Origin of the sequence: Paraferrimonas sedimenticola, assembly GCF_002282855.1 — a bacterium.
Classification (GTDB): domain Bacteria; phylum Pseudomonadota; class Gammaproteobacteria; order Enterobacterales; family Shewanellaceae; genus Paraferrimonas; species Paraferrimonas sedimenticola.
Map to the genome: position 1 here is coordinate 60,299 of NZ_NRIR01000011.1, position 19,729 is coordinate 80,027.

A 19,729-nucleotide genomic window follows, 5' to 3' on the forward strand; every position below is an offset into this window, starting at 1 on the left:
TTACACTCGTTCACGGTTTTAGTGGCGAGCATTATTGGCGATTGTTTATTTGTGAAAAATGGGCTAAATAGCAAATTACTTTTGCATTTTTAACAATAACCCGTGGGAGAGTTCGATGCGCACTCGTTCAGACGATTTGGCCATACTGATTGCTGTAGTCGACAGCGGAGGTTTTTCCGCGGCGGCGGTTTCGCTGGGCTTGCAGGTGGCGAAGGTGTCGCGTGCAGTCAGTCGTATTGAGCAGCAACTGGGGATGCCCCTGCTCAACCGCACCACTCGCCAGGTCCAGGTCACTGAAGAAGGGCGCCGGTTTGTAGAGATTGCTCGACAGTCGTTGGCGCAAATTGAATTGGCTGAGGGATTACTGGGCGAGGGGCAGCACAAGCCCATGGGGCGCTTGCGAGTGGATGCCGCGAGTCCCTTTGTATTGCATCAGTTGGTACCGCTTATCGACGGGTTTCAATCTGAATTCCCTGATATCCAGCTGGAGTTGAGCTCAAACGAAGGTTATGTGGATCTATTAGCCCAACGCTGCGACATAGCGATTCGCGTCGGTGCCCTGCAAGACTCGACTTTGTATGCTCGAAAGCTTGGCGACAGTCCCTTACACATAGTGGCGTCGCCCGATTACTTGTCTTGTCACAGCGAGCCACAAACCCCCGAGGATTTATCTAAGCATCGCACCATCGGCTTTAGCGACGCGCCCAATTTGAACCAGTGGCCGCTAATTGGCGCCAAACCTATTGTCCCAAGTATTGGCTGTACCAACGGCGAGGTGATCCGCCAGTTGACGCTAAGGGGAAATGGGCTGGCCTGCCTTTCTGGATTCATGGTCAACCAAGACATGCGCGAAGGCTTGTTGGTTCCTGTGTTAAGCGAGCATCGCCTTGCAAATACCCAGCGCGAACAGGTCAATGCCGTCTACTATCGCGCATCGGCGGCTTCGCTTCGAATACAGGCGTTTTTAGACTATATTGTTCCTTTGTTGAAACTTTAGTCATTGCCAAATCATTCGTTTTGACTATAATCTTCTTTCGATTTGAAAGTTATGGGTTAGCATGTCGAAACGTAACACTCAGCAACGCCGTCGCAACATAGTTTCCTTGGTAAATGAGCAGGGAGAAGCCAGTGTTGAGCTGCTTGCACAGACATTTGAAACTTCTGAAGTTACGATTCGAAAGGATTTAACCGAGTTAGAGCGTAGTGGTTTGTTGCTGCGTCGCTTTGGTGGCGCGGTTAGCGTTCCCCAAGAGTTCGTTACCGACCAACCGGTGTCGGCAGCCAAAGAGGCCATTGGTCAAATGGCCGCCAGCTTGATAGGCGAGCATCAGCGAGTGGTTATCGACTCCGGCCGCACCACAGCGGCGATGATCCCGCATTTGGAGCACAAAGAAGGCTTGGTGGTGATGACCAACTCTTTGAATGTAGCCAATGCCATCCATGCGCTAGAAAAGGCACCGACATTATTGATGACCGGTGGCACCTGGGATCCCCACTCCGAAGCTTTTCAAGGCCGAGTCGCTGAACAGGTATTGCGCTCCTATAACTTCGATCAACTATTTATCGGTGCCGATGGAATCGACATCGAACGCGGCTCAACCACGTTTAACGAACTGATTGGCTTATCCAAAGTGATGGCTGACGTTAGTCGCGACGTAGTGGTTATGGTTGAGTCAGACAAGATTGGCCGCAAGATGCCCAATCTGGAATTGGATTGGTCGCAGATCAGTGCAGTGATCACCGACAGTCATTTGAGTCAGTCGCAGGCGAAAGCCATTGAAGCGGCTGGAGTGCGCTTGTACGTAGCGCCAATCGATTAATATTTAGAAGGTTAGATTATGTGTGGAATTGTTGGTGCGGTAGCGCAACGAGACGTCGCAGAGATTTTGGTAGAAGGCCTTAAGCGCCTTGAGTACCGTGGCTATGATTCAGCTGGTGTGGCGCTGATTAACGACGGTCAGCTAGAGCGCGTTCGTCGCGTGGGTAAAGTAGCCGAGCTTGAGCAGGCGCTGGCGGAAAACCCAGTCGCTGGTGGTACTGGCATCGCCCACACCCGTTGGGCCACCCACGGTGAGCCAAGTGAGCGCAATGCCCACCCTCATCACTCGAACAACAACATCGCGGTAGTGCACAACGGCATTATCGAGAACCATGCCGAGCTGCGCGAAGAGCTAAAAGGCTTAGGTTATGTGTTTGAGTCGGACACTGACACCGAAGTGATTGGCCACCTAGTACATCACCTGCTGCAAAGCCACGACACTTTGTTGGCCGCGGTACAAGCTACTGTGGCTCGCCTAGAAGGTGCCTACGGTACTGTGGTTGTGGATCGCAACGACGCTGAGCGCATGATTGTGGCTCGCTCGGGTAGCCCATTGGTTATCGGTTATGGCGTTGGCGAGCACTTTATCGCTTCTGACCAACTCGCCCTTTTGCCAGTGACTCGTCGCTTCTCTTTCTTGGAAGAGGGTGATGTGGCTGAAATCACTCGTCGCGAAGTGAACATTTTTGATGTCGATGGCAATCCAGTTGAGCGTGAAGCCAAAGAGTCTGAAGTTAGCCATGACGCCGGTGACAAAGGCCAATACCGTCACTACATGCTCAAAGAAATCTACGAGCAGCCATCGGCGATTCAAAAGACCCTTGAAGGTCGCTTGAGTAACGGTCGTGTTGCCGATAACGCCTTTGGCGAGGGCGCTGACAAGCTACTTAGCCAAGTTCAGCACGTTCAAATTATTGCCTGCGGTACTAGCTACAACGCAGGCCTTGTGGCCCGTTACTGGCTAGAGCAGCACGCAGGTGTTAGCTGTAATGTAGAGATTGCCTCTGAGTTCCGCTACCGCAAGTCGCACGTATTCCCGAACTCGCTACTGGTGACCATTTCTCAGTCGGGTGAAACTGCTGATACTCTGGCGGCACTGCGTCTGGCCAAAGAAATGGGCTACATGGCCTCTTTGACCATTTGTAACGTGCCAGGCTCTAGCATGGTGCGAGAGTCGGACATGGCGTACATGATGCAAGCCGGTGCCGAAATTGGCGTGGCGTCCACCAAGGCCTTTACCGTGCAATTGGCAGGCTTGTTGATGCTTACCGCCGCAGTGGGTCGTCACAATGCCATGTCGGCTGATACCGAAGCGCACATTGTGCAGTCGCTACTATCACTACCGGCCAAAATCGAGCAATCACTGGGCATGGCCGAGTCGATTGAATCTTTGGCGGAAGATTTTGCTGAGAAGCATCACGCGCTGTTCTTAGGTCGCGGTGAGCAATCGCCAATAGCGATGGAAGGTGCGCTTAAGCTTAAAGAGATTTCTTACATTCACGCCGAAGCTTACGCCGCAGGTGAGCTGAAGCACGGCCCATTGGCGCTGATCGACGCCGATATGCCAGTAATCGTGGTAGCACCGAACAACGAGCTACTAGAAAAGCTGAAATCCAACGTGGAAGAGGTTCGTGCTCGTGGCGGTTTGATGTACGTATTTGCCGATGCGGATGCCAAATTTGAGTCGGATGACACCATGAAGGTGTTGGACGTACCCCATTGTGACGAGTTTATCGCGCCAATCATCTACACCTTGCCGTTGCAGTTGTTGTCTTACTACGTGGCCCTTATCAAAGGCACCGATGTGGACCAACCGCGTAACCTTGCCAAGTCAGTAACGGTTGAGTAACCAGAAATTAGTTTTAATTGAAAGGCGACCCTTCGGGGTCGCTTTTTTGTGTCCTAACGTTTCTACACAATTTGTATGTTGCATTTTTGTCGCATTTTTTGATTAAGTCAGTAACATCTCTCTTATCGTAATTTAGGCCTAAACTATTGATTCCTAGGCCTACACGGCTTTAACCCGAACAAGACAACAAAGAGCTCGCCCGCTTTAAGCGAGCCACTAAAGGATTCATTGGATGAAGTTTCTACTGAAGTCGATAGCCTTGGCCCTGCCCCTAATGCTAAGTGCCATGAGCGCAAACGCTGAGACTCCGCTTAAGGTCAACGTACTCTACCCTTCCATAAGCCAATCCCAGCAAGCGCTGATCCTGACAGGTACCGTGATTGCCAAACAGCACTCGGACATGGCACCGCTGCAATCTGGGCTGGTGAGAAGTCTGTATGTGGATCAGGGTGAACAAGTCACCAAGGGGCAAAAGCTTCTAACTCTAGATTCTAAACTCGCTGAGCTTCAGCTAGAGCAGTCAAAAGCCGCTGTTGCGGCGGCAAAAACCAACAAAAAAGAAGCTGACCGCTTGTACAAAGAAGTGTTGGCACTTTCCCAAAAAGAGCTGATAGCCAAGACCTTACTCGAAGAGCGCATCGCCGCAATTGCGATTGCCGAAGCGGATCTCGCTCGCGATATGGCGCAGTTGGCCTTACGTCAGGAGATGGTGGACCGACATACGCTCTACGCTCCATTTACCGGTGTGATTGCCAAGCGCAACGTGGATTTGGGCGAATGGGTTACCGAGCAAATGAGCGTATTCACTCTGGTGGCCAGAGATGGCCTGCGTTTGTCGCTAGAAATTCCACAAGAATATTACGCGCGCTTGGCCAGCGAGCAGGACATAGAAGTGATTCTGCTATCGGACTTTGGCGAGCATAAGTCGAGCCGAGTGACACTCAGTCAGCTGGTAGGCGTGGTAAATAACTCGAGTCGTACCCTGACCGCGCTGGTGGACCTGCCAAAAGACACCTATCTTATCGCTGGCATGTCGGCAAAAGCTGAGATCTTGCTGCCAAAAGACCTGACTCGACTGACTTGGTTACCTAAGTCGGCAATCAAGCAACATCCAGACGGTGGTGCCAGCGTATTCACCCTAGAAGACAACAAATCTAAGCGTTACTTAGTGGAGATCGTTGAGCGACAGCCGGACATGATAGCCATTAAGGGGATTCCAGAGGGAGTACCGATTGTTACCTCAGGGGTGGAACTGCTCACTGAAGGAGTAGAACTAGAAGTCGACCAAATTACCGGTGAAGCTCAATGATCGCCAGTGCCGTTCATCGCGGAACCCTAGTGGCGGTCATTGTGTTGATCACTACCATTTTGGGCGTGACCGCAGCGCTGAATATCCCAGTGCAAATGATCCCTGATCTTGAAGTCAGAACCATATCGGTACAAACCGGCTGGCCTGGAGCGACCCCGCAAGACATTGAAAAAGAGATTCTTATTGAACAAGAGCGCTATCTGCGCGGGCTGACCAATCTCAAGCGAATGATCTCCTACGCGCAAATGGGCAGCGGTACCATTGAGCTTGAATTCCCCTTCGGCGTGGATGTTAACGAAGCGCTGATTCGAGTCAACAACGCCTTAAGCCAGGTACCAGCTTACCCAGAAAACGTTGACCAGCCACGGCTGTATTCTAGCTCCTTCTCCTCCAACGCCTTTATGCACTTTGTACTAAAACCTCAGCCTGGCAACCCGCTAAAGCTGGACATCGATATGCTGTACGACTACGCCGACGACTATGTGCGTCCGCGTATGGAAAGCGTGTCTGGGGTTTCGGAGGTGAGTCTGCGCGGCGGTGCCCAACGTCAAATTCAAATTAAAGTGGACGCCGCTCGTTTGGCACAACGTGGCATTAGCTTAACCCAGCTGCGCAGTGTCATTCGCGCTCGCAACAAAGATACGTCTGCTGGCGATATCGAGAGCGGCAAAAATCGCTATCTGTTGCGGGTCATTGGCCGTTTTGAAGCGCTCGATGAGCTGGAAAACCTGATCATCAGCCGCAGGGACAACGCCAATATTCGGTTAAAAGACGTGGCCAGTGTAACGCTAGACCACTTTGAAGTGCGCTCCATGTCCTACAACAACGGCGAGCGCTCGCTAACATTATCGGTGCGTCGTGAAAGTGGCTCTAACGTCATCGACATCAAGCAAGAAATGCTGCAGGTGGTAGAAGAGATCAATCGCGAACTACTGGCGCAAAACGGCTTGGTGCTGTCACTCACCAGCGACGACGTTAAGTACGTGCAAAGCTCACTGAAAAACGTTTGGACCAACCTAGCCTTAGGTGCGCTGCTGGCGACTTTGGTGATGTATTTGTTTTTGCGCTCGGGCAAAGCCACTTTGGTGGGTGTCATGGGGATCCCCATCTGTACCATTGCGGCGTTTTTCGCACTAACCATCTTTGGGCGAACCATCAATGTGATTTCCATGGCGGGGGTGGCTTTTGCGATTGGTATGACGGTGGATAATGCCATTGTGGTGCTGGAGTCGATTGTGCAGGCCAAGCGCAAAGGCCTGAGTAAAATGCAGGCGGCGATTGATGGAGTTAAAGAAGTTTGGCCGGCGGTGCTGGCATCCACCGCCACCACAGTATTGGTCTTTGCACCCATATTATTCGTGGAGCAAGAGGCGGGTCAGCTGTACTCAGATATTGCGATTGCGATTTCCGGAGCAATTATCGCCTCCATGCTAGTGGCCATTTTCGTGGTGCCGGTGGCGCTGGCACACTTTGGACGTTCGCAAGATTTAGACAGCAAGCGTCAGTTTACTTTGTCCAAACGCTGGCTTGAGCTGACGGACTTTTTCATTAAATCCAAATCGCGAGCGCTCACCTCGGTCGCTGCTTTCGTGTTGTTAATTTTAGGCGCGAGCTATGTATTAATGCCCGCCGCCGAGTACCTGCCGGAAGGGGAAGAGCCTAAAGCCTTTTCGCGAATGATTGCGCCACCGACCTACAACCTCAGCCAAATGGCGAGCATAGGTAATGAACTCAAGGTCTATTTTGATGAACTGGTCGATGCAGATCCTGCTGACTTTAACGCAGGACGCACCAAGATGCCGCCGCTCGCCTACTACTCAATGTCGGTGTCTGTGGGTCAGATTTGGTTCTTAAGTGCGCCGGTAGACCCGAAAAACATCAACCAGATGATGGAGGCGATTACCGAGAAGTTTCGTAGTTATCCCGGCATGCGCGCTTTCTCTGCCCGCGGGTCGATTATTTCTAGTAACGACGGCGGTACTCGCGCGGTAGCGGTTGATGTGGCAGGAAGCGATACGGTTGAGTTGTACAAAGCGGCCGATGCCATTTACCAGCGCGCTGATAAGTTGTTCGACAATCCGCAGATATCTTCTAATCCAAACTCGCTGAGCTTAGAACAGCCCCTGATCGAAATTCGCCCACGCTGGCAGCGATTGGCGGAACTTGGGATTAACAACAACGACTTTGGCTATTCGGTGGCCGCCTTAAGTGACGGCGCCTATGTCGATGAGTTTATTCTGGCGGATGACAAGGTCGACATCTTCTTGTTCAGTGGCGCGGGTACCGAGCAAAGCATTAGCCAGCTGGCCGAAACGCCACTGGTGACACCCCAAGGCAATGTGCTGCCATTGCACGCCTTAGCTGACTTAAAACGCACCGATGACACCAACTCGATTCGTCGCGTTGACAGTAATAAAACCGTGACGGTTTATATTATTCCGCCGCGCAGCGTCGCGCTGGAAACCGCCGAGCAAAGAATCCGCGAGGAAATGTTGCCGGCGCTGTGGAACGAAGGCCTCATTCCTCAAGGAGTCAAATTCAGCATCAGTGGTGCTGCGGATCAGCTGGAGGCGACTCGGGCCTCGCTCACAGGTAACTTCCTGATAGCTCTGGTTTTGAGCTATCTACTGCTGGTGGCAATCTTTACCCATTGGCGCTATCCCCTATTCATTCTGGCGACCGTACCATTGGGCATGGCTGGCGGTTTGCTGGGGCTGGTGATGGTCAACGGCATCAACCATCTGATGGCTAGTCTGGGGCTGCCAAGCTTCCATCAGCCATTCGATATGATCACCATGTTAGGCTTTTTGATTCTGCTGGGAACCGTGGTCAATAACCCGATTTTGATTGTCGACCAGACTCGTCGATACGTTATCGAAGAAGGTATAAAAGTTCACCAAGCGGTACGTCAAGCAGTAAGTAAGCGTTTACGTCCGATTGTGATGTCCAGTGCCACCACCATCTTTGGATTGGCGCCCTTGGTGCTGATTCCGGGTGAAGGGACCGAGTTATATCGCGGCGTGGGCGTGATAGTGCTTAGCGGCATTTTCGCCTCGACTTTCTTGAGTTTAACCTTCCTACCAGCGCTTTTAGTGTCTGTGTTAAATGACGAGACAAAATAAAGCTAACTGGAAATCAGACTAAGAAGCGGCTGTTAATGGCCGCTTTTTGCTTCTTAAATTCAATAAAACCGGTTAGATTATAAGTGTTTGCTAAATTAATTGGCGTATATGCAAGGAAGCAATATGAAGATTCATCTAATCCCCTGGACGATAGCCGTGTTATTGGCCATTGCTCTTGTTTACTCGAATCAACAAAATAGCCAGAAGCTTGAAGCTTACGTTGCGCAAAACAATCAGTTAGCATTGCAGGTCGAAAAGCTGCGGTCTCAATCGCGCTCAATCGAAAAGGAACGAGCGCTAGAATCTCACTCCTCAGAAGAAACCAGCAATAACTCTCTAAAGCGAATTCAAAATTCAGGCTACACGGCCCATGAGCTTGCAATTAAGGTGCACTCAGGTGAAGCCGTCGACCCCGACTGGGGACCCAGAAAAGAGTTACTGGTGCGCGAAGCTGTAGCGTCTGATGAACTTCTAAGTCAATTAGGGGTGGAGTCCATTGATTGTCGAAGCCGGTGGTGTTCGATTGATATGGGTGGTGCTCTAAAAGGAAAAGCCGGCTTTGATGCGGTTAACAGGCTCATGGTGACCACTGATGAGTTGAGCTCAACTAAGAATATCTGGTCCTTTAGCAGCGCATTTGATCAACCAGACGGGCAAATTATTATGCTGAGCCGTGATAAAGCACCGAGTGTTTACCAAAGGCTAGAGCAAGCCGTAGTCAACTGATGGGTTTGGCTGGGACCAACCTTGTTAACCCCAGCCAAAATACTTACCCCGAGTTATTTAACCACCATGAAAGGGAAATTGGCGTTGCCAACTTTGCCTTTGCCATCGTAGATATAGCTAAACACTCGATAGTCACCGGTTTGCGCTGGCACGCTAAAGTTTACCGTCACTCGACGGACCTGGCCCCACTCACGACTGTTGATTTGTTCGCTCGACACAAGCTTCACATCCAGCGGCACGGCTTCCGGCTCTTTTTCAAAAGCACCGCCTTGGCTGCGAACGTCTACTTCTTTCAACAAACGCCACTGATACTCGGTTTTATCATCCTCTGGCTCGCCATAGACTAGAGTCATCTCCACGGTTTTGCCGGCGTCTAGTTCCAAGCTATCCGATGCTGGCTTGCCTTGGATAAGAATCTCGTAAGCCAGTGGTGCGCGGTTTTTCGGATAGCTACCGGTCCAGAATCGAGTCATTTCGTCGACTCTAGCATTGGCCGAACCGTCTTGGTTAAACATGCCGTACCAAGTGGGAGTGCGCTCCTGCTTCTGACCCCACAAGAAAGCAAAGTGACCGATATTCAGTCCGCTTTTGTCTTGGGTCAGTCCGGTATCTAAGCGTTGGGCAAAGGTGGCGGCTTTAATGCCGGACGGTTCTTCAATTTCTCGTCCCCAACTGGTGGTAGGAACTTCCCAGTGCCCGAGTGGACCAAACTCGGTCACCATAAAGGGCTTGTCGACCCCTAAGGCGGCGTATTGCTCACCCACGTTGGCCAGATCGCCATACACTTGCACCGAAATGAAATCCATATTCGAGGCATGCTCCATTGCGGCTTTGACGTGATCCGGGTTAACCCCGGCAAAGCTGAAAGTCACCGGATGGTTTGGATCCACCTCGTGAATAAAGTCCACCAGCTCGGCAATGGCTTGGTAAGCCTTAGGATTAACCATGGCCAGCGAACCATCATCGTTGAACAGTAAGTTCGGTTCGTTGGCGACAATCCAGCCTAAGAGGTTGGGATGGTCTTTGTATTTGAGAACCTGCGCTTTGGCCCACTCAAATTGCTTTTTGACCGCGGCTTCGTCGTTGTAATCAAAGCCGTGTAGCTGCTTCTGTAGGTCGATGCCCATAAGCACCATCAAACCGTGCTTTTCAGCGGCCGCCAGAGCAATATCGGCGTTATCAGTAGACCATGTGCGAAAGGTATTGCCCCCCGCCTCTGCCAGCGCCTGATAGTTGCTGCCGTCGGTGAAACTCACGCCGGCTCCCTTCACTTGATAAGGCTGACCATTGACCAAAACACCATAGCCCTGCTCGCCCTTAACAATCGAGACTTTGGCGGGGGTAGCACTTGCGGCAATACTCACTAAACCGGTTAGACATAACCCTGCTAAGGCTTTAATTAAGTTTTTTTGCATATTTATTTTTCCTTTGCGAGCAGGTTAACGGCAGGAGCTTCCCTACCTGTGTTAGCCTAGTTGATGCAGCCACTATTCGAGCTTTATCAAAAGCTTGTTGTTAGCTCATTGGACAGAGTTAGTGTGCAGCACCTACACTTCAAATGCACTCCCAACGAGCACCCTTTATGCCCTCTTCGACACAGTCGAGCTACTTTAACTCTCTCAATAAACCGGTTTTTTTTGGCGCCAGCCTGATCATTTTGGCTTTGCTGGCCTTCTCTACTTGGCGCTTAGACCTTGCAGCCGATATGTTTGGTTCATTGCAAGCTAACATCATAGCCAACGGCAGTTGGTTTTACGTGCTGAGCGTTGCCGTGATTCTGTTGTTCGTAATTTATTTGGGGGTGTCTAAGTACGGCTCCATTCGCTTAGGGCCCGAACACTCTTCCCCGGATTATTCTCTCGGCACTTGGATTTCTATGCTGTTTGCCGCAGGTATGGGTATCGGCCTGATGTTCTTTGGAGTAGCAGAACCGTTAAAGCAATTCTTAGCGCCTCCAACCGCCGAGCCGCAAACCCTTGAAGCGGCCCGTGAAGCCATGAAGGTGACTTTCTTTCACTGGGGGATGCATGCCTGGGCGATTTACGCGATTGTTGCTTTGGTGCTGGCGTATTTTGGCTATCGCCACAAACTACCCCTAACCTTGCGTTCGGCGCTATACCCCTTGATTGGCGACAAGATTTATCGCTGGCCCGGGCACTTGGTGGACATCTTTGCCGTAATTGGTACGACTTTTGGTGTGGCCACCTCCTTGGGCTTAGGAGCCGCACAGGTCAACGCTGGACTGAGTTATTTGTTTGGGCTGGAGGTTTCGACCGGTCATCAAATCACAATCATGGCCGTCATCACGGGCTTGGCCGCCGTTTCGGTAGGCACGGGTTTGGATAAGGGCATTCGACGTTTATCCGAAGCCAACATGGTGATGGCTATCACCCTGCTGGTGCTGATTTTTGTTTTGGGCCCTAGCGTGTTTTTACTGCAGGCCTACGTGCAAAACGTCGGGACTTATCTGTCGGATATCGTGCGAATTACCTTCAACCTTTTCGCCTATGAAAAGAGCGACTGGATCGGCGGTTGGACCATTTTCTATTGGGGCTGGTGGCTAGCTTGGGCGCCGTTTGTGGGTATGTTTATCGCCCGTATTTCCCGTGGACGCACCATTCGAGAGTTCGTGATGGGCGTGCTGTTAATTCCCACCGCATTTACCCTGTTGTGGATGACGGTATTTGGCAACAGTGCAATTGCTCTGGTCAATGAAGCGGGTGCAGCAGAGCTTGAGCAGATGGTAATTTCCAATACGCCAGTAGCTTTGTTTGTGTTCTTAGAGCAATTCCCATGGTCTCAATTGTTGTCGCTGCTGGCTGTGCTGATGATTGTGGTGTTCTTTGTTACCTCTTGCGATTCAGGGGCGATGATCATCGATATGCTGTGCTCCCACGGTCGCAACGATACCCCCCTTTGGCAGCGCCTGTTTTGGGCGATTGCGGTCGGTGTCGTTGCTGCGGTGTTGTTGTTCGCCGGTGGTCTGAGTGCTTTGCAAACCATGACCATAGCATCGGCCTTACCCTTTACTGTCATTTTATTGATAGCACTGGTGGGCTTGATGAACGCGCTTAATGTGGAGCTGGCTAAGCAAGAGAGCCTGCAAATGAACGTGGCGCCGAGTAGCCCACCGCAAAGCCAGGAAGATTGGGAGGACCGGCTGCAAAACATCATCGAATTCCCCAGTCGCTCAAACGTCAACAAGTTCATTCACCGCATCGTGAAGCCGGGGCTCGAAGAGTTAGCGAAGAAATTTGAAGAGAATAACTTAAGCACCGAGCTCAAGGTGGTGGATTACGGCGTGCGCCTCACTGTGCATCACGGCGATGAGCAGAACTTTGCTTACGGCGTATACCGTAAAAAACACCAACAACCAGATTTTAGTTTGAGCGAGGAAGAAAACGATGACGACGACGAGCATCACTACTACCGAGCCGAAGTTCACTTAATCGAAGGTGGGCAGGATTACGACATCATGGGCTGGTCCAAGAAAGCGGTGATTAACGACGTCATCGACCAGTACCAAAAGCACCTGCACTTCTTACACTTGCTGCGCTAATTGGGCACTAGCTCGAGGTAAGGTGGCGCTCGAGCTTTTCCACCAAAAAGGTGCGAAGGGTTTGAGCGCTGTGTTTGTTGTGCTGACGATCGGTAAACAACAAATTCAGCGGCGCATCTTCGCCCCGCCACTCTGGGCAGGCGCGAACCAAGCGACTGTGTTTTAAGTCATCGGCAACGTCCAGCACAGACTTGTAGGCAATCCCCTTACCCGCCAATGCCCAACGTCGCACCGCTTCACCATCGCTGGCGAGCCGATCGCCTTTGACCGTAATCTCATAGCTGCGCTCTTGGTGTTTGAACCACCAATGATTGTGCGGCGAGCCGCCTAGACCATAACTCAAGCAATTGTGTTCACTTAGTTGCTTGGGGTGTTTGGGCGTGCCGTGTCTGGCCAAATACTCAGGCGATGCGCATAACACTCGATAGTTGTTTTTGAGCAAGGGCAGTGCAATCAAACTGGAATCCTGCGGCTGACCATAGCGAATCGCGATATCCACCGGTTGACCATAGATGTCGGCCAAATTGTCGGATAAGTGCACCCGCAACTGTATGTCTGGGTGCTGTACTTGAAAGTCATCGAGCCAGTCTAAAAACAAGTGACGCCCGCAATCTGAAGGCATAGAAATTTGCAGTAGGCCGCTGAGCTTGGCCTGATTTTGCTGCAGGTCGGCGATACCCGAGCTCAACGCGGTGATGGCTTGCTGACAAACCGGCAAAAACTCTTCTCCTTGGCGGGAAAGTCGCAATCGCCGAGTGGATCGCACAAACAAGGCGCAACCCAACTCGGCTTCCAAGCGCTTCATCGCAGCACTGATTGCTGCCGGAGTCATGTCTCTCTCACGCGCTGCGGCACTGAGGCTGCTTAGTCGCGCCACATCCACAAAGATTTGTAAATCGTTAAGAGCTTTCACCGTAATTCTTCAGCTATTTTCAAAATATTTTTAATAGTGATTCAAGCTAAGGCTAGTTTTTCAACTAAGCTTGGTCAACTAAAGTTATCCCCACAGACATAGCGCCTTCGCTAAACCATTCAAAAACACTGCTGGAGAAGCATCAATGAAAGCTGTTGCCTATCAAGAATCACTCACCATAGATAATCCTAAGTCGCTGCAAGATGTGGAGTTGGATAAACCCAGCGCTGCCGGTCGCGACCTGCTGGTCAAGGTTGAAGCCATCTCGGTGAACCCGGTGGATACCAAAATCCGCACTCGAGTGGCCGCTGCCGAGGGTGAGTGGAAGGTGCTTGGTTGGGACGCGGTAGGTGTGGTTGAGCAAGTGGGCGATGACGTTAGCTTGTTCAATGTGGGAGACAAGGTTTGGTACGCGGGCGATCTCACTCGTTCGGGCAGTAACGCGGAATATCAGCTGGTGGATGAGCGCATAGTGTCCAAAGCACCGAGCAGTATTTCGTCGGCGGAGGCCGCAGCTTTGCCACTGACCACAATCACCGCATGGGAAATGCTATTTGACCGCTTGAAAGTTGATACCCAAAGCCGCAAACGCATTTTGGTGATCGGCGCTGCCGGTGGTGTTGGTTCGATTTTGGTTCAGCTGGTGAAACAACTGACCCAGCTTGAAGTGGTGGCGACCGCCTCTCGCCCAGAGACCCAAACTTGGTTGAAAGAGCTAGGGGCGGATCGGGTAATCAACCACAGAAACCCGCTTAGCGAAGAGCTTGGCGAGCCTGACAGTGTGGACTATGTGGTGAGCCTGACTAACAGTGAAGATCACTTAGAAGAAGTGATGAAACTCATCAAGCCGCAAGGGCAATACGCGCTGATTGACGATCCAGAGAATTTCGATATTCGCGCGTTGAAGCTCAAAAGCGTGTCACTGCACTGGGAGTTTATGTACACCCGTTCCATGTTCCAAACTCAGGACATGATTGAGCAGCACAAGCTATTGGCGCAAGTGGCGTCAATGATTGATGCCGGTGAGCTTAAGACCACTGTCGGTGAGCACTTTGGGCAGATTAATGCCGCTAACCTGCGGCGCGCCCATGAGTTGTTGGAGTCACAAACCGCCAAAGGCAAAATTGTTCTTGAGGGCTTCTAAGCAAGCCTAATCAAAAATCTAGAGCAAAGCGCCCCCTGAAGTTAACTCAGGGGGCGCTTTTTTGTGGTTTAGCAGCCGGAATTGGTGCTACAACAATTGCTAGTTTGGCTTTTTGTTAGTTCACGAGCCTTTGGGTCACAACAGTTTTGGACGTCCGAGCTTTCGCAACGGTTCGTGTCACAGCAATCACTCTCACGGCTATCCGATTGGCAGCGACAGCAATCGTCTTGGCTGCAGCAATTGCCATCTTGCTGGCACTCACTATCTTTGCAGCAGCGCAGTTCGCGTCCTAAATAAGTGGCTTCATCCAAGTAGAAGTTGGTGAACTTGTTTTCAAACTCATCACTGACCGAGGCTTTGGCGATTCCTGTGGCCATAAGTGCACTTTGCCAGGCTTGGACTTTGGGGAAATCCCTTACCATGTCAAAACAGGTGTGCTGACGAATGATGTTGGCGCGGTGCAGCAGCGGCAACCAAGCCATGTCTACATTGCTTAGCGACTCGCCTTTAAAGTAAGGGCCTTCGCCTAAGATTTTTTCGACTTTGGCAAAAGATTTAGCCAGCTTTTCCATGCGCTCGATTAAGGTGTCCTTGTCTGCACTGCGCATCGCGGAGCACTGGGCTAGGTAATGCTTGCTGGCCTGATAACTCCAGGCGCGGTCCAAGGCTTTTTGCTCTGCAGTGATTTGAGCTTCTAACGCGGGATAGGCGTCGTCTAAGTACTCGGCAATAGCGTCGGATTCAAACAAGGCTGAGCCTGATTCTGTTATCAGCACAGGCACCTGGCCGTTGGGCGAAATGTCTAAAAACCATTGCGGCTTTTCTTTGAGGCTAATGTACTCAACTTCATAGGGCAGCCGCTTGGCTTCCAGCAGCGCGGTAATGCGTTGAACAAATGGGCAGATGGTAAAACTTACTACTTTAATCATGTTTACGTCCCGTTAGTGTCTTCTGCCTAATAAGACGGACGAGCCACTAAAAAGACGATAAAAAATCGAAAAAAACTAGCAGTTTTTGCAACCCTTTGAATTTGTCGTGCAATCGCTGAGTCTTCCACCAGCATCCAGTTCGAAATCGCAACAGGCGTCAAACAGGGCGCGCAACTGCTGCCGACTTTTGTGCACTCTGGATTTCAAGGTTGAATAGGGGAGCTGATGCTCCTCGGCATAGCGTTTTTGCGGCGTGCCTTGAAGATCGATTTGGGTCAGTAACTCGGCGCCACCATCTGGCAGGGATTGCACAAAGGGCGAGATACATTCGCTCAGGGAATCCATTAACGATTGTTGGTTATCTTGATACCACAGGGTTTCGCTGTCATCTAACACATCGCGACCTTTGCGGCGGTAGTAGTCGACAATGCTGTGGTTGGCGATTTGATACAGCCAGGGTTTGAGCTTGGCGCCTGAGCTAAGTTCTGGCAGTTTTTGGTAGCTTTTCAACAGAATATCCTGAAGCAAGTCCTCAACTTGGTGCTCGTCTGAGACTCTAGATCGCAAGAAGGCCTGCAGTTGCTGGCGGTACTGGCTCCAAATGGTTTCAACAGTCGGGGTTGCGCTCATTGGTAATGTCCTAGTTTGAGGAACGCCAGCTCAGCGTTCGCTGAAACCTTAATGTTGGATGAAAGTTTTGCGAAGTCCAGTGATAGACAACAATACCAGTCGCTTTTTGTCTCGAATGTGTGATACATGCAAACGCACCGTCATTGCTGAGAATTAAACACCCCTAGCACGGCAAGTTCGCTGATTTCCTTAAAGCCTTGCGCGGCCGCGTTGGACGACATCAGCCAAACGATAGCCGCTATGAATTTCCACCGAACCGACATAATTATGGGTTTTCCCTGAGCAATTCTGAGCTGATTAAACCCCACCCATTGTAGAAGACGCATACAAATTCGAATCAAAACCAAAATGTTAGCGCTAACACTGTCAGCCCCTGTAGGCCCCCTAGTCAGTAGTTCTCTAGACAGCTAGTAAGCGTGGCTTCAAGCGCTGGTCAAACCAGCTAAAAGCCAGAATTTACAGCCTTGTGTAAATGATTGGTTAATAAAATGTTGACGATTATCTTTCCCTAAATTATGTTTATGAAAGCGCTTTCAATAAGGCGAAAAGAATAATGATTCTGATTTGCCATCAACAGGCAGTAAGCAAAGTGCGGATCGAAAGCAGAGAGAGCTAACAACAATTACACCTTGGGTGAGGACGGAATAATGAAGTATCAAAGCTTCAAAAAAACGCACTTGGCTACCAGTCTATCGCTGGCGCTGGGTGCAGCAGCGATGTCTCCGCTGGTGTCGATGGCAGAAGAAGTCGACGAGAACGTAGAAGTAATTCAGGTGAAAGGTATTCGAGGTAGTTTGATCAAATCTACCGACATCAAACGTCAAGCGGACGGTGTGGTTGACGCCATTTCTGCTGAAGACATTGGTAAAATGCCCGACACCAACTTGGCCGAATCGCTGCAACGTATTACCGGTGTAGCGATTGACCGTACCAACGGTGAAGGTTCGAAAATCACCGTGCGTGGCTTTGGTCCTGACTACAACGTAGTGACCCTTAACGGTCGCCAGATGCCGGCGGCTAACCTAGAAGCCACGAGTGCTGCTAACTCCCGTTCGTTTGATTTCGCCAACTTGGCAGCAGAGAGCGTCAGCGGTGTTGAGGTTTACAAAACCAGCACAGCTAAGCTAGCCACCGGTGGCATTGGTTCAACCATTAACATCACGACCGCTCGTCCACTGGATAACCCAGGCTTGGTGGCCAGTATTGGCGCCAAAGGAATTTACGATTCGTCAGTAGACGATGGCGACGGCAGTGGCTCTAAAGTAACACCTGAAGTGTCTGGTATTTTCAGCCAAACCTTTCTAGACGACACCGTGGGAATTGCACTTACTGGCTCCCTGTCTCGTCGTGACTTGACTCGTAATACCGCTGAAACCTCAAGTGGTTGGTTCACTATGAACGGGACAGCCGGTCTAACCGATGATCCTGATTGGGGTTCATTACCCACCAATGGTAATTTCGTAAACCGTCCACAAGAAAAGGATGTGTACTCAGTACCGCGAAACCTGTTGTACAGTTTTAACGACATTAAACGTGAGCGTGCCAATGGTCAGGTAACCTTACAGTGGGCGCCGACCGACAAACTTAAAGGTACCTTGGACTACACCTACTCGGAGCAGGATGTCGAAACGCGTCGTCAGGAAATGTCGACCTGGTTTAACGGTAACCCTGTGGCTGGTGAATACACCAAAGGCACCAATACCCAAGGTTCGGTTGTCGGCCCTGTGATATACTCGGACTCTACTGGTGCTGATGTTGGTTTGGGTACCGGTAACTGGGGAACGGTTAACAAGAATCATTCTGCGGGCTTTAACCTAGAGTACTTAGCTACCGATAACTTGAGCTTTGAGTTGGACTTCCACCGCTCAACCGCCGAAGCCGGCGCCAAAGACAACCGCGGTTCAAACAACGTCATTTCAGCAGTTCAGTTCGACCGAGTGGGCACCACAGTCGACTACAGCAAAGACTTTCCTGTGATGGACATCGCTTTCGCTGATGGTGTTGCTGGGCTGGATCCCGCTCGCATGTCGACCTCAGGTACCAGTTTCCGTAATTCGTACAACAAATCTGAAATCGATCAGTTGCAACTGTCTGGTGAGTACGTTTTTGACGAGGGCATTGTAGAGAGTATTGATTTTGGTGTGGTTGCGCTGACATCCAAAAACCGCTCGGCCTTCTCCAATACTCAACGCGACCGTTGGGGCGGTTACGGCACACCAGACCAATACCCTGACCAGATTTTTGTTCAGCAAGACTTGAAGAAACGATTTAGCGGCTTGCCGGGCGTGGACAATCCAAACCTAGAGCCAGTGTTTTACTCTTCGGAGTTTAACGACCTAGTTCAGGCAATCTCGGATGTGGCTGCAGCCAATGGTGATATTTTAGGGCCGTGTGGCACTATTTTGTGTGCGGATCCTAACTTCTCTACTGACCGTCGCACCAAGGAAGAGCAAACCGCGGCTTTCTTGCAAGCCAATTTGGCTTGGGATATTGCCGACATGCCAACCCGTTTAATCCTTGGTGTCCGCTATGAAAATACCAAGGTGACCGCCGACGCTAAGGTGCCGACTTACAACGAGATTGTGTGGTCCGGTGACAACGAGTTTACCGCTCAATCAACCGGCGAAGTCTTTACTCAGCAAAAGGGTGACTACAGCTACTTCCTGCCGAGCTTCGACTTCCGTATCAATCCAATGGATGACTTGGTACTGCGGGCTTCGTTCAGCCAATCGATTACTCGTCCAAGCTACGCCGATATTCAAGGCGGCCAAACCATTAACCCATTGCTGCGTCAAACCGGCGGTACGGGTAACTTTGGTAACACCAACTTGAAGCCATTTGAGTCGTCAAACTACGACTTGTCGGCAGAGTGGTACTACGGCGAAGGCAGTTATGTTTCTGCGGGCTACTACATGAAGGACGTGAAAAACTTCATTGGCCAAGACACCTTCCAGGATGAAACTTGGCAATTGCCACATCCAGGCCAGGGCCCTCGTTACTTGCAAGCTCGAGAAGCTGTTGCAGCAGCCGGTGGGGATCCCGACAACAACACAGAAATTCGCCAGTACTTTGTTGATCAGAACTGGGTGAATGAAGACGGTGAAATCGTCGGTGAGGATGGCGATCCATTGGCCGTATTCGAAATCTTCACTCCAGTTAACGCTCGCAAAGCAAAAATTGACGGTTTTGAGTTGGCTTTACAGCACTTGTTTGGCGAGTCAGGCTTCGGTCTAGCAGTCAACTACACCAAGGTTAACGGTGATGTGAAGTATGACAACTACAACACCAATAAGGAGCGTTACGAAGGTCAAGAAGTCCCCAACCAGTTCGTTTTACTGGGGCTAAGTGACACCTTCAACGGCGTGTTCTTCTACGACCAAAATGCATTCCAGGCGCGTATTGCGTACAACTGGCGTGACAAGTTCCTGACCTCGACCATTGATGGTAATGGCGAACGCAACCCAATTTATACCGATGCCTACGGTCAATGGGATGCCAACGTCAGCTATGACTTCACTGAGAACTTCTCGGTATTTGGTGAAGTGATTAACCTAACTGGTGAGTACCAGCGTTTGGTCGGTCGTCACCCGAACATGATTATTGCGATTAACAAGCAAGCCCCTCGTTATCACTTGGGTGCTCGTTACAAGTTCTAATCACTGGCGTCGATTGGGAAACAGCCGCACTCTCCCGCGGCTGTTTTTTTGCCATCAAAGCGCGGGATAAGGT

General features: G+C 50.8%; 13 protein-coding genes. 9 read left to right on the forward strand and 4 right to left on the reverse strand.

The features are described 5' to 3' along the window. Nucleotides 1-115: 115 nt before the first annotated feature. The 6 genes from CLC93_RS16285 (at nt 116) to CLC93_RS16310 (ending at nt 8,825) form a co-directional block, all read left to right on the forward strand. Nucleotides 116-997, forward strand: a complete 882-nt coding sequence (locus CLC93_RS16285) for a LysR family transcriptional regulator (protein ID WP_095507049.1) — start codon at nt 116-118, stop codon at nt 995-997. Between the two features lie 61 nt (nt 998-1,058). Then, nucleotides 1,059-1,820 carry a DeoR/GlpR family DNA-binding transcription regulator gene (locus CLC93_RS16290; protein ID WP_095507050.1) on the forward strand — a complete coding sequence of 254 codons (762 nt, stop codon included), beginning with the start codon at nt 1,059-1,061 and terminating at the stop codon, nt 1,818-1,820. Between the two features lie 18 nt (nt 1,821-1,838). Continuing rightward, complete coding sequence (gene glmS / locus CLC93_RS16295; protein ID WP_095507051.1) at nt 1,839-3,668, forward strand: glutamine--fructose-6-phosphate transaminase (isomerizing); 1,830 nt, start codon at nt 1,839-1,841, stop codon at nt 3,666-3,668. 232 nt (nt 3,669-3,900) lie between these two features. Continuing rightward, nucleotides 3,901-4,977, forward strand: a complete 1,077-nt coding sequence (locus CLC93_RS16300; protein WP_095507052.1) for an efflux RND transporter periplasmic adaptor subunit — start codon at nt 3,901-3,903, stop codon at nt 4,975-4,977. Further along, nucleotides 4,974-8,099, forward strand: coding sequence for an efflux RND transporter permease subunit (locus tag CLC93_RS16305; protein ID WP_095507053.1), 3,126 nt, complete (start codon nt 4,974-4,976; stop codon nt 8,097-8,099). Before CLC93_RS16300 ends, CLC93_RS16305 begins: the two co-directional genes overlap by 4 nt. A gap of 123 nt (nt 8,100-8,222) precedes the next feature. After that, nucleotides 8,223-8,825, forward strand: coding sequence for a hypothetical protein (locus CLC93_RS16310; protein WP_095507054.1), 603 nt, complete (start codon nt 8,223-8,225; stop codon nt 8,823-8,825). A gap of 53 nt (nt 8,826-8,878) precedes the next feature. Here CLC93_RS16310 and CLC93_RS16315 read toward each other — a convergent pair whose 3' ends face one another. Then, nucleotides 8,879-10,240: a glycoside hydrolase family 2 TIM barrel-domain containing protein gene (locus CLC93_RS16315; RefSeq protein WP_095507055.1), complete on the reverse strand. Its 1,362-nt coding sequence runs from the start codon at nt 10,238-10,240 to the stop codon at nt 8,879-8,881. Between the two features lie 167 nt (nt 10,241-10,407). On the opposite strand from CLC93_RS16315, the gene CLC93_RS16320 reads away from it, so the two are divergent. Next, nucleotides 10,408-12,384 carry a BCCT family transporter gene (locus tag CLC93_RS16320; RefSeq protein WP_095507056.1) on the forward strand — a complete coding sequence of 659 codons (1,977 nt, stop codon included), beginning with the start codon at nt 10,408-10,410 and terminating at the stop codon, nt 12,382-12,384. Between the two features lie 7 nt (nt 12,385-12,391). Here the strand turns inward: CLC93_RS16320 and CLC93_RS16325 are convergent, their stop codons facing one another. Continuing rightward, on the reverse strand, nt 12,392-13,297 hold the full coding sequence (locus tag CLC93_RS16325) for a LysR family transcriptional regulator (RefSeq protein WP_095507057.1): 906 nt from the start codon (nt 13,295-13,297) through the stop codon (nt 12,392-12,394). Between the two features lie 145 nt (nt 13,298-13,442). Between CLC93_RS16325 and CLC93_RS16330 the strand changes: the two genes are divergently transcribed. Then, nucleotides 13,443-14,441 (forward strand): zinc-binding alcohol dehydrogenase family protein, encoded by a 999-nt coding sequence (locus CLC93_RS16330; RefSeq protein ID WP_095507058.1) that lies wholly within the window; start codon nt 13,443-13,445, stop codon nt 14,439-14,441. Nucleotides 14,442-14,509: 68 nt separating this feature from the next. Here the strand turns inward: CLC93_RS16330 and CLC93_RS16335 are convergent, their stop codons facing one another. Both CLC93_RS16335 and sigZ read right to left on the reverse strand, forming a co-directional pair. Then, nucleotides 14,510-15,370, reverse strand: coding sequence for a glutathione S-transferase family protein (locus CLC93_RS16335; protein ID WP_095507059.1), 861 nt, complete (start codon nt 15,368-15,370; stop codon nt 14,510-14,512). A gap of 75 nt (nt 15,371-15,445) precedes the next feature. Continuing rightward, nucleotides 15,446-16,000 (reverse strand): RNA polymerase sigma factor SigZ, encoded by a 555-nt coding sequence (gene sigZ / locus CLC93_RS16340; RefSeq protein ID WP_095507060.1) that lies wholly within the window; start codon nt 15,998-16,000, stop codon nt 15,446-15,448. Nucleotides 16,001-16,647: 647 nt separating this feature from the next. Here sigZ and CLC93_RS16350 point away from each other — a divergent pair. Further along, the gene (locus CLC93_RS16350) at nt 16,648-19,656 is read left to right on the forward strand and encodes a TonB-dependent receptor (protein WP_095507062.1); all 3,009 of its coding nucleotides are present in this window, start codon (nt 16,648-16,650) and stop codon (nt 19,654-19,656) included. Nucleotides 19,657-19,729 lie beyond the last annotated feature (73 nt).

Bases quoted from the DNA above. Each gene is read 5' to 3' on its own strand.
- CLC93_RS16300 (WP_095507052.1), top strand. From the start codon at position 3,901: ATGAAGTTTCTACTGAAGTCGATAGCCTTGGCCCTGCCCCTAATGCTA.
- CLC93_RS16285 (WP_095507049.1), top strand. From the start codon at position 116: ATGCGCACTCGTTCAGACGATTTGGCCATACTGATTGCTGTAGTCGAC.
- sigZ (WP_095507060.1), bottom strand. From the start codon at position 16,000: ATGAGCGCAACCCCGACTGTTGAAACCATTTGGAGCCAGTACCGCCAG.
- CLC93_RS16335 (WP_095507059.1), bottom strand. From the start codon at position 15,370: ATGATTAAAGTAGTAAGTTTTACCATCTGCCCATTTGTTCAACGCATT.
- CLC93_RS16320 (WP_095507056.1), top strand. From the start codon at position 10,408: ATGCCCTCTTCGACACAGTCGAGCTACTTTAACTCTCTCAATAAACCG.
- CLC93_RS16290 (WP_095507050.1), top strand. From the start codon at position 1,059: ATGTCGAAACGTAACACTCAGCAACGCCGTCGCAACATAGTTTCCTTG.
- CLC93_RS16305 (WP_095507053.1), top strand. From the start codon at position 4,974: ATGATCGCCAGTGCCGTTCATCGCGGAACCCTAGTGGCGGTCATTGTG.
- CLC93_RS16315 (WP_095507055.1), bottom strand. From the start codon at position 10,240: ATGCAAAAAAACTTAATTAAAGCCTTAGCAGGGTTATGTCTAACCGGT.
- CLC93_RS16350 (WP_095507062.1), top strand. From the start codon at position 16,648: ATGAAGTATCAAAGCTTCAAAAAAACGCACTTGGCTACCAGTCTATCG.
- CLC93_RS16330 (WP_095507058.1), top strand. From the start codon at position 13,443: ATGAAAGCTGTTGCCTATCAAGAATCACTCACCATAGATAATCCTAAG.
- CLC93_RS16310 (WP_095507054.1), top strand. From the start codon at position 8,223: ATGAAGATTCATCTAATCCCCTGGACGATAGCCGTGTTATTGGCCATT.
- glmS (WP_095507051.1), top strand. From the start codon at position 1,839: ATGTGTGGAATTGTTGGTGCGGTAGCGCAACGAGACGTCGCAGAGATT.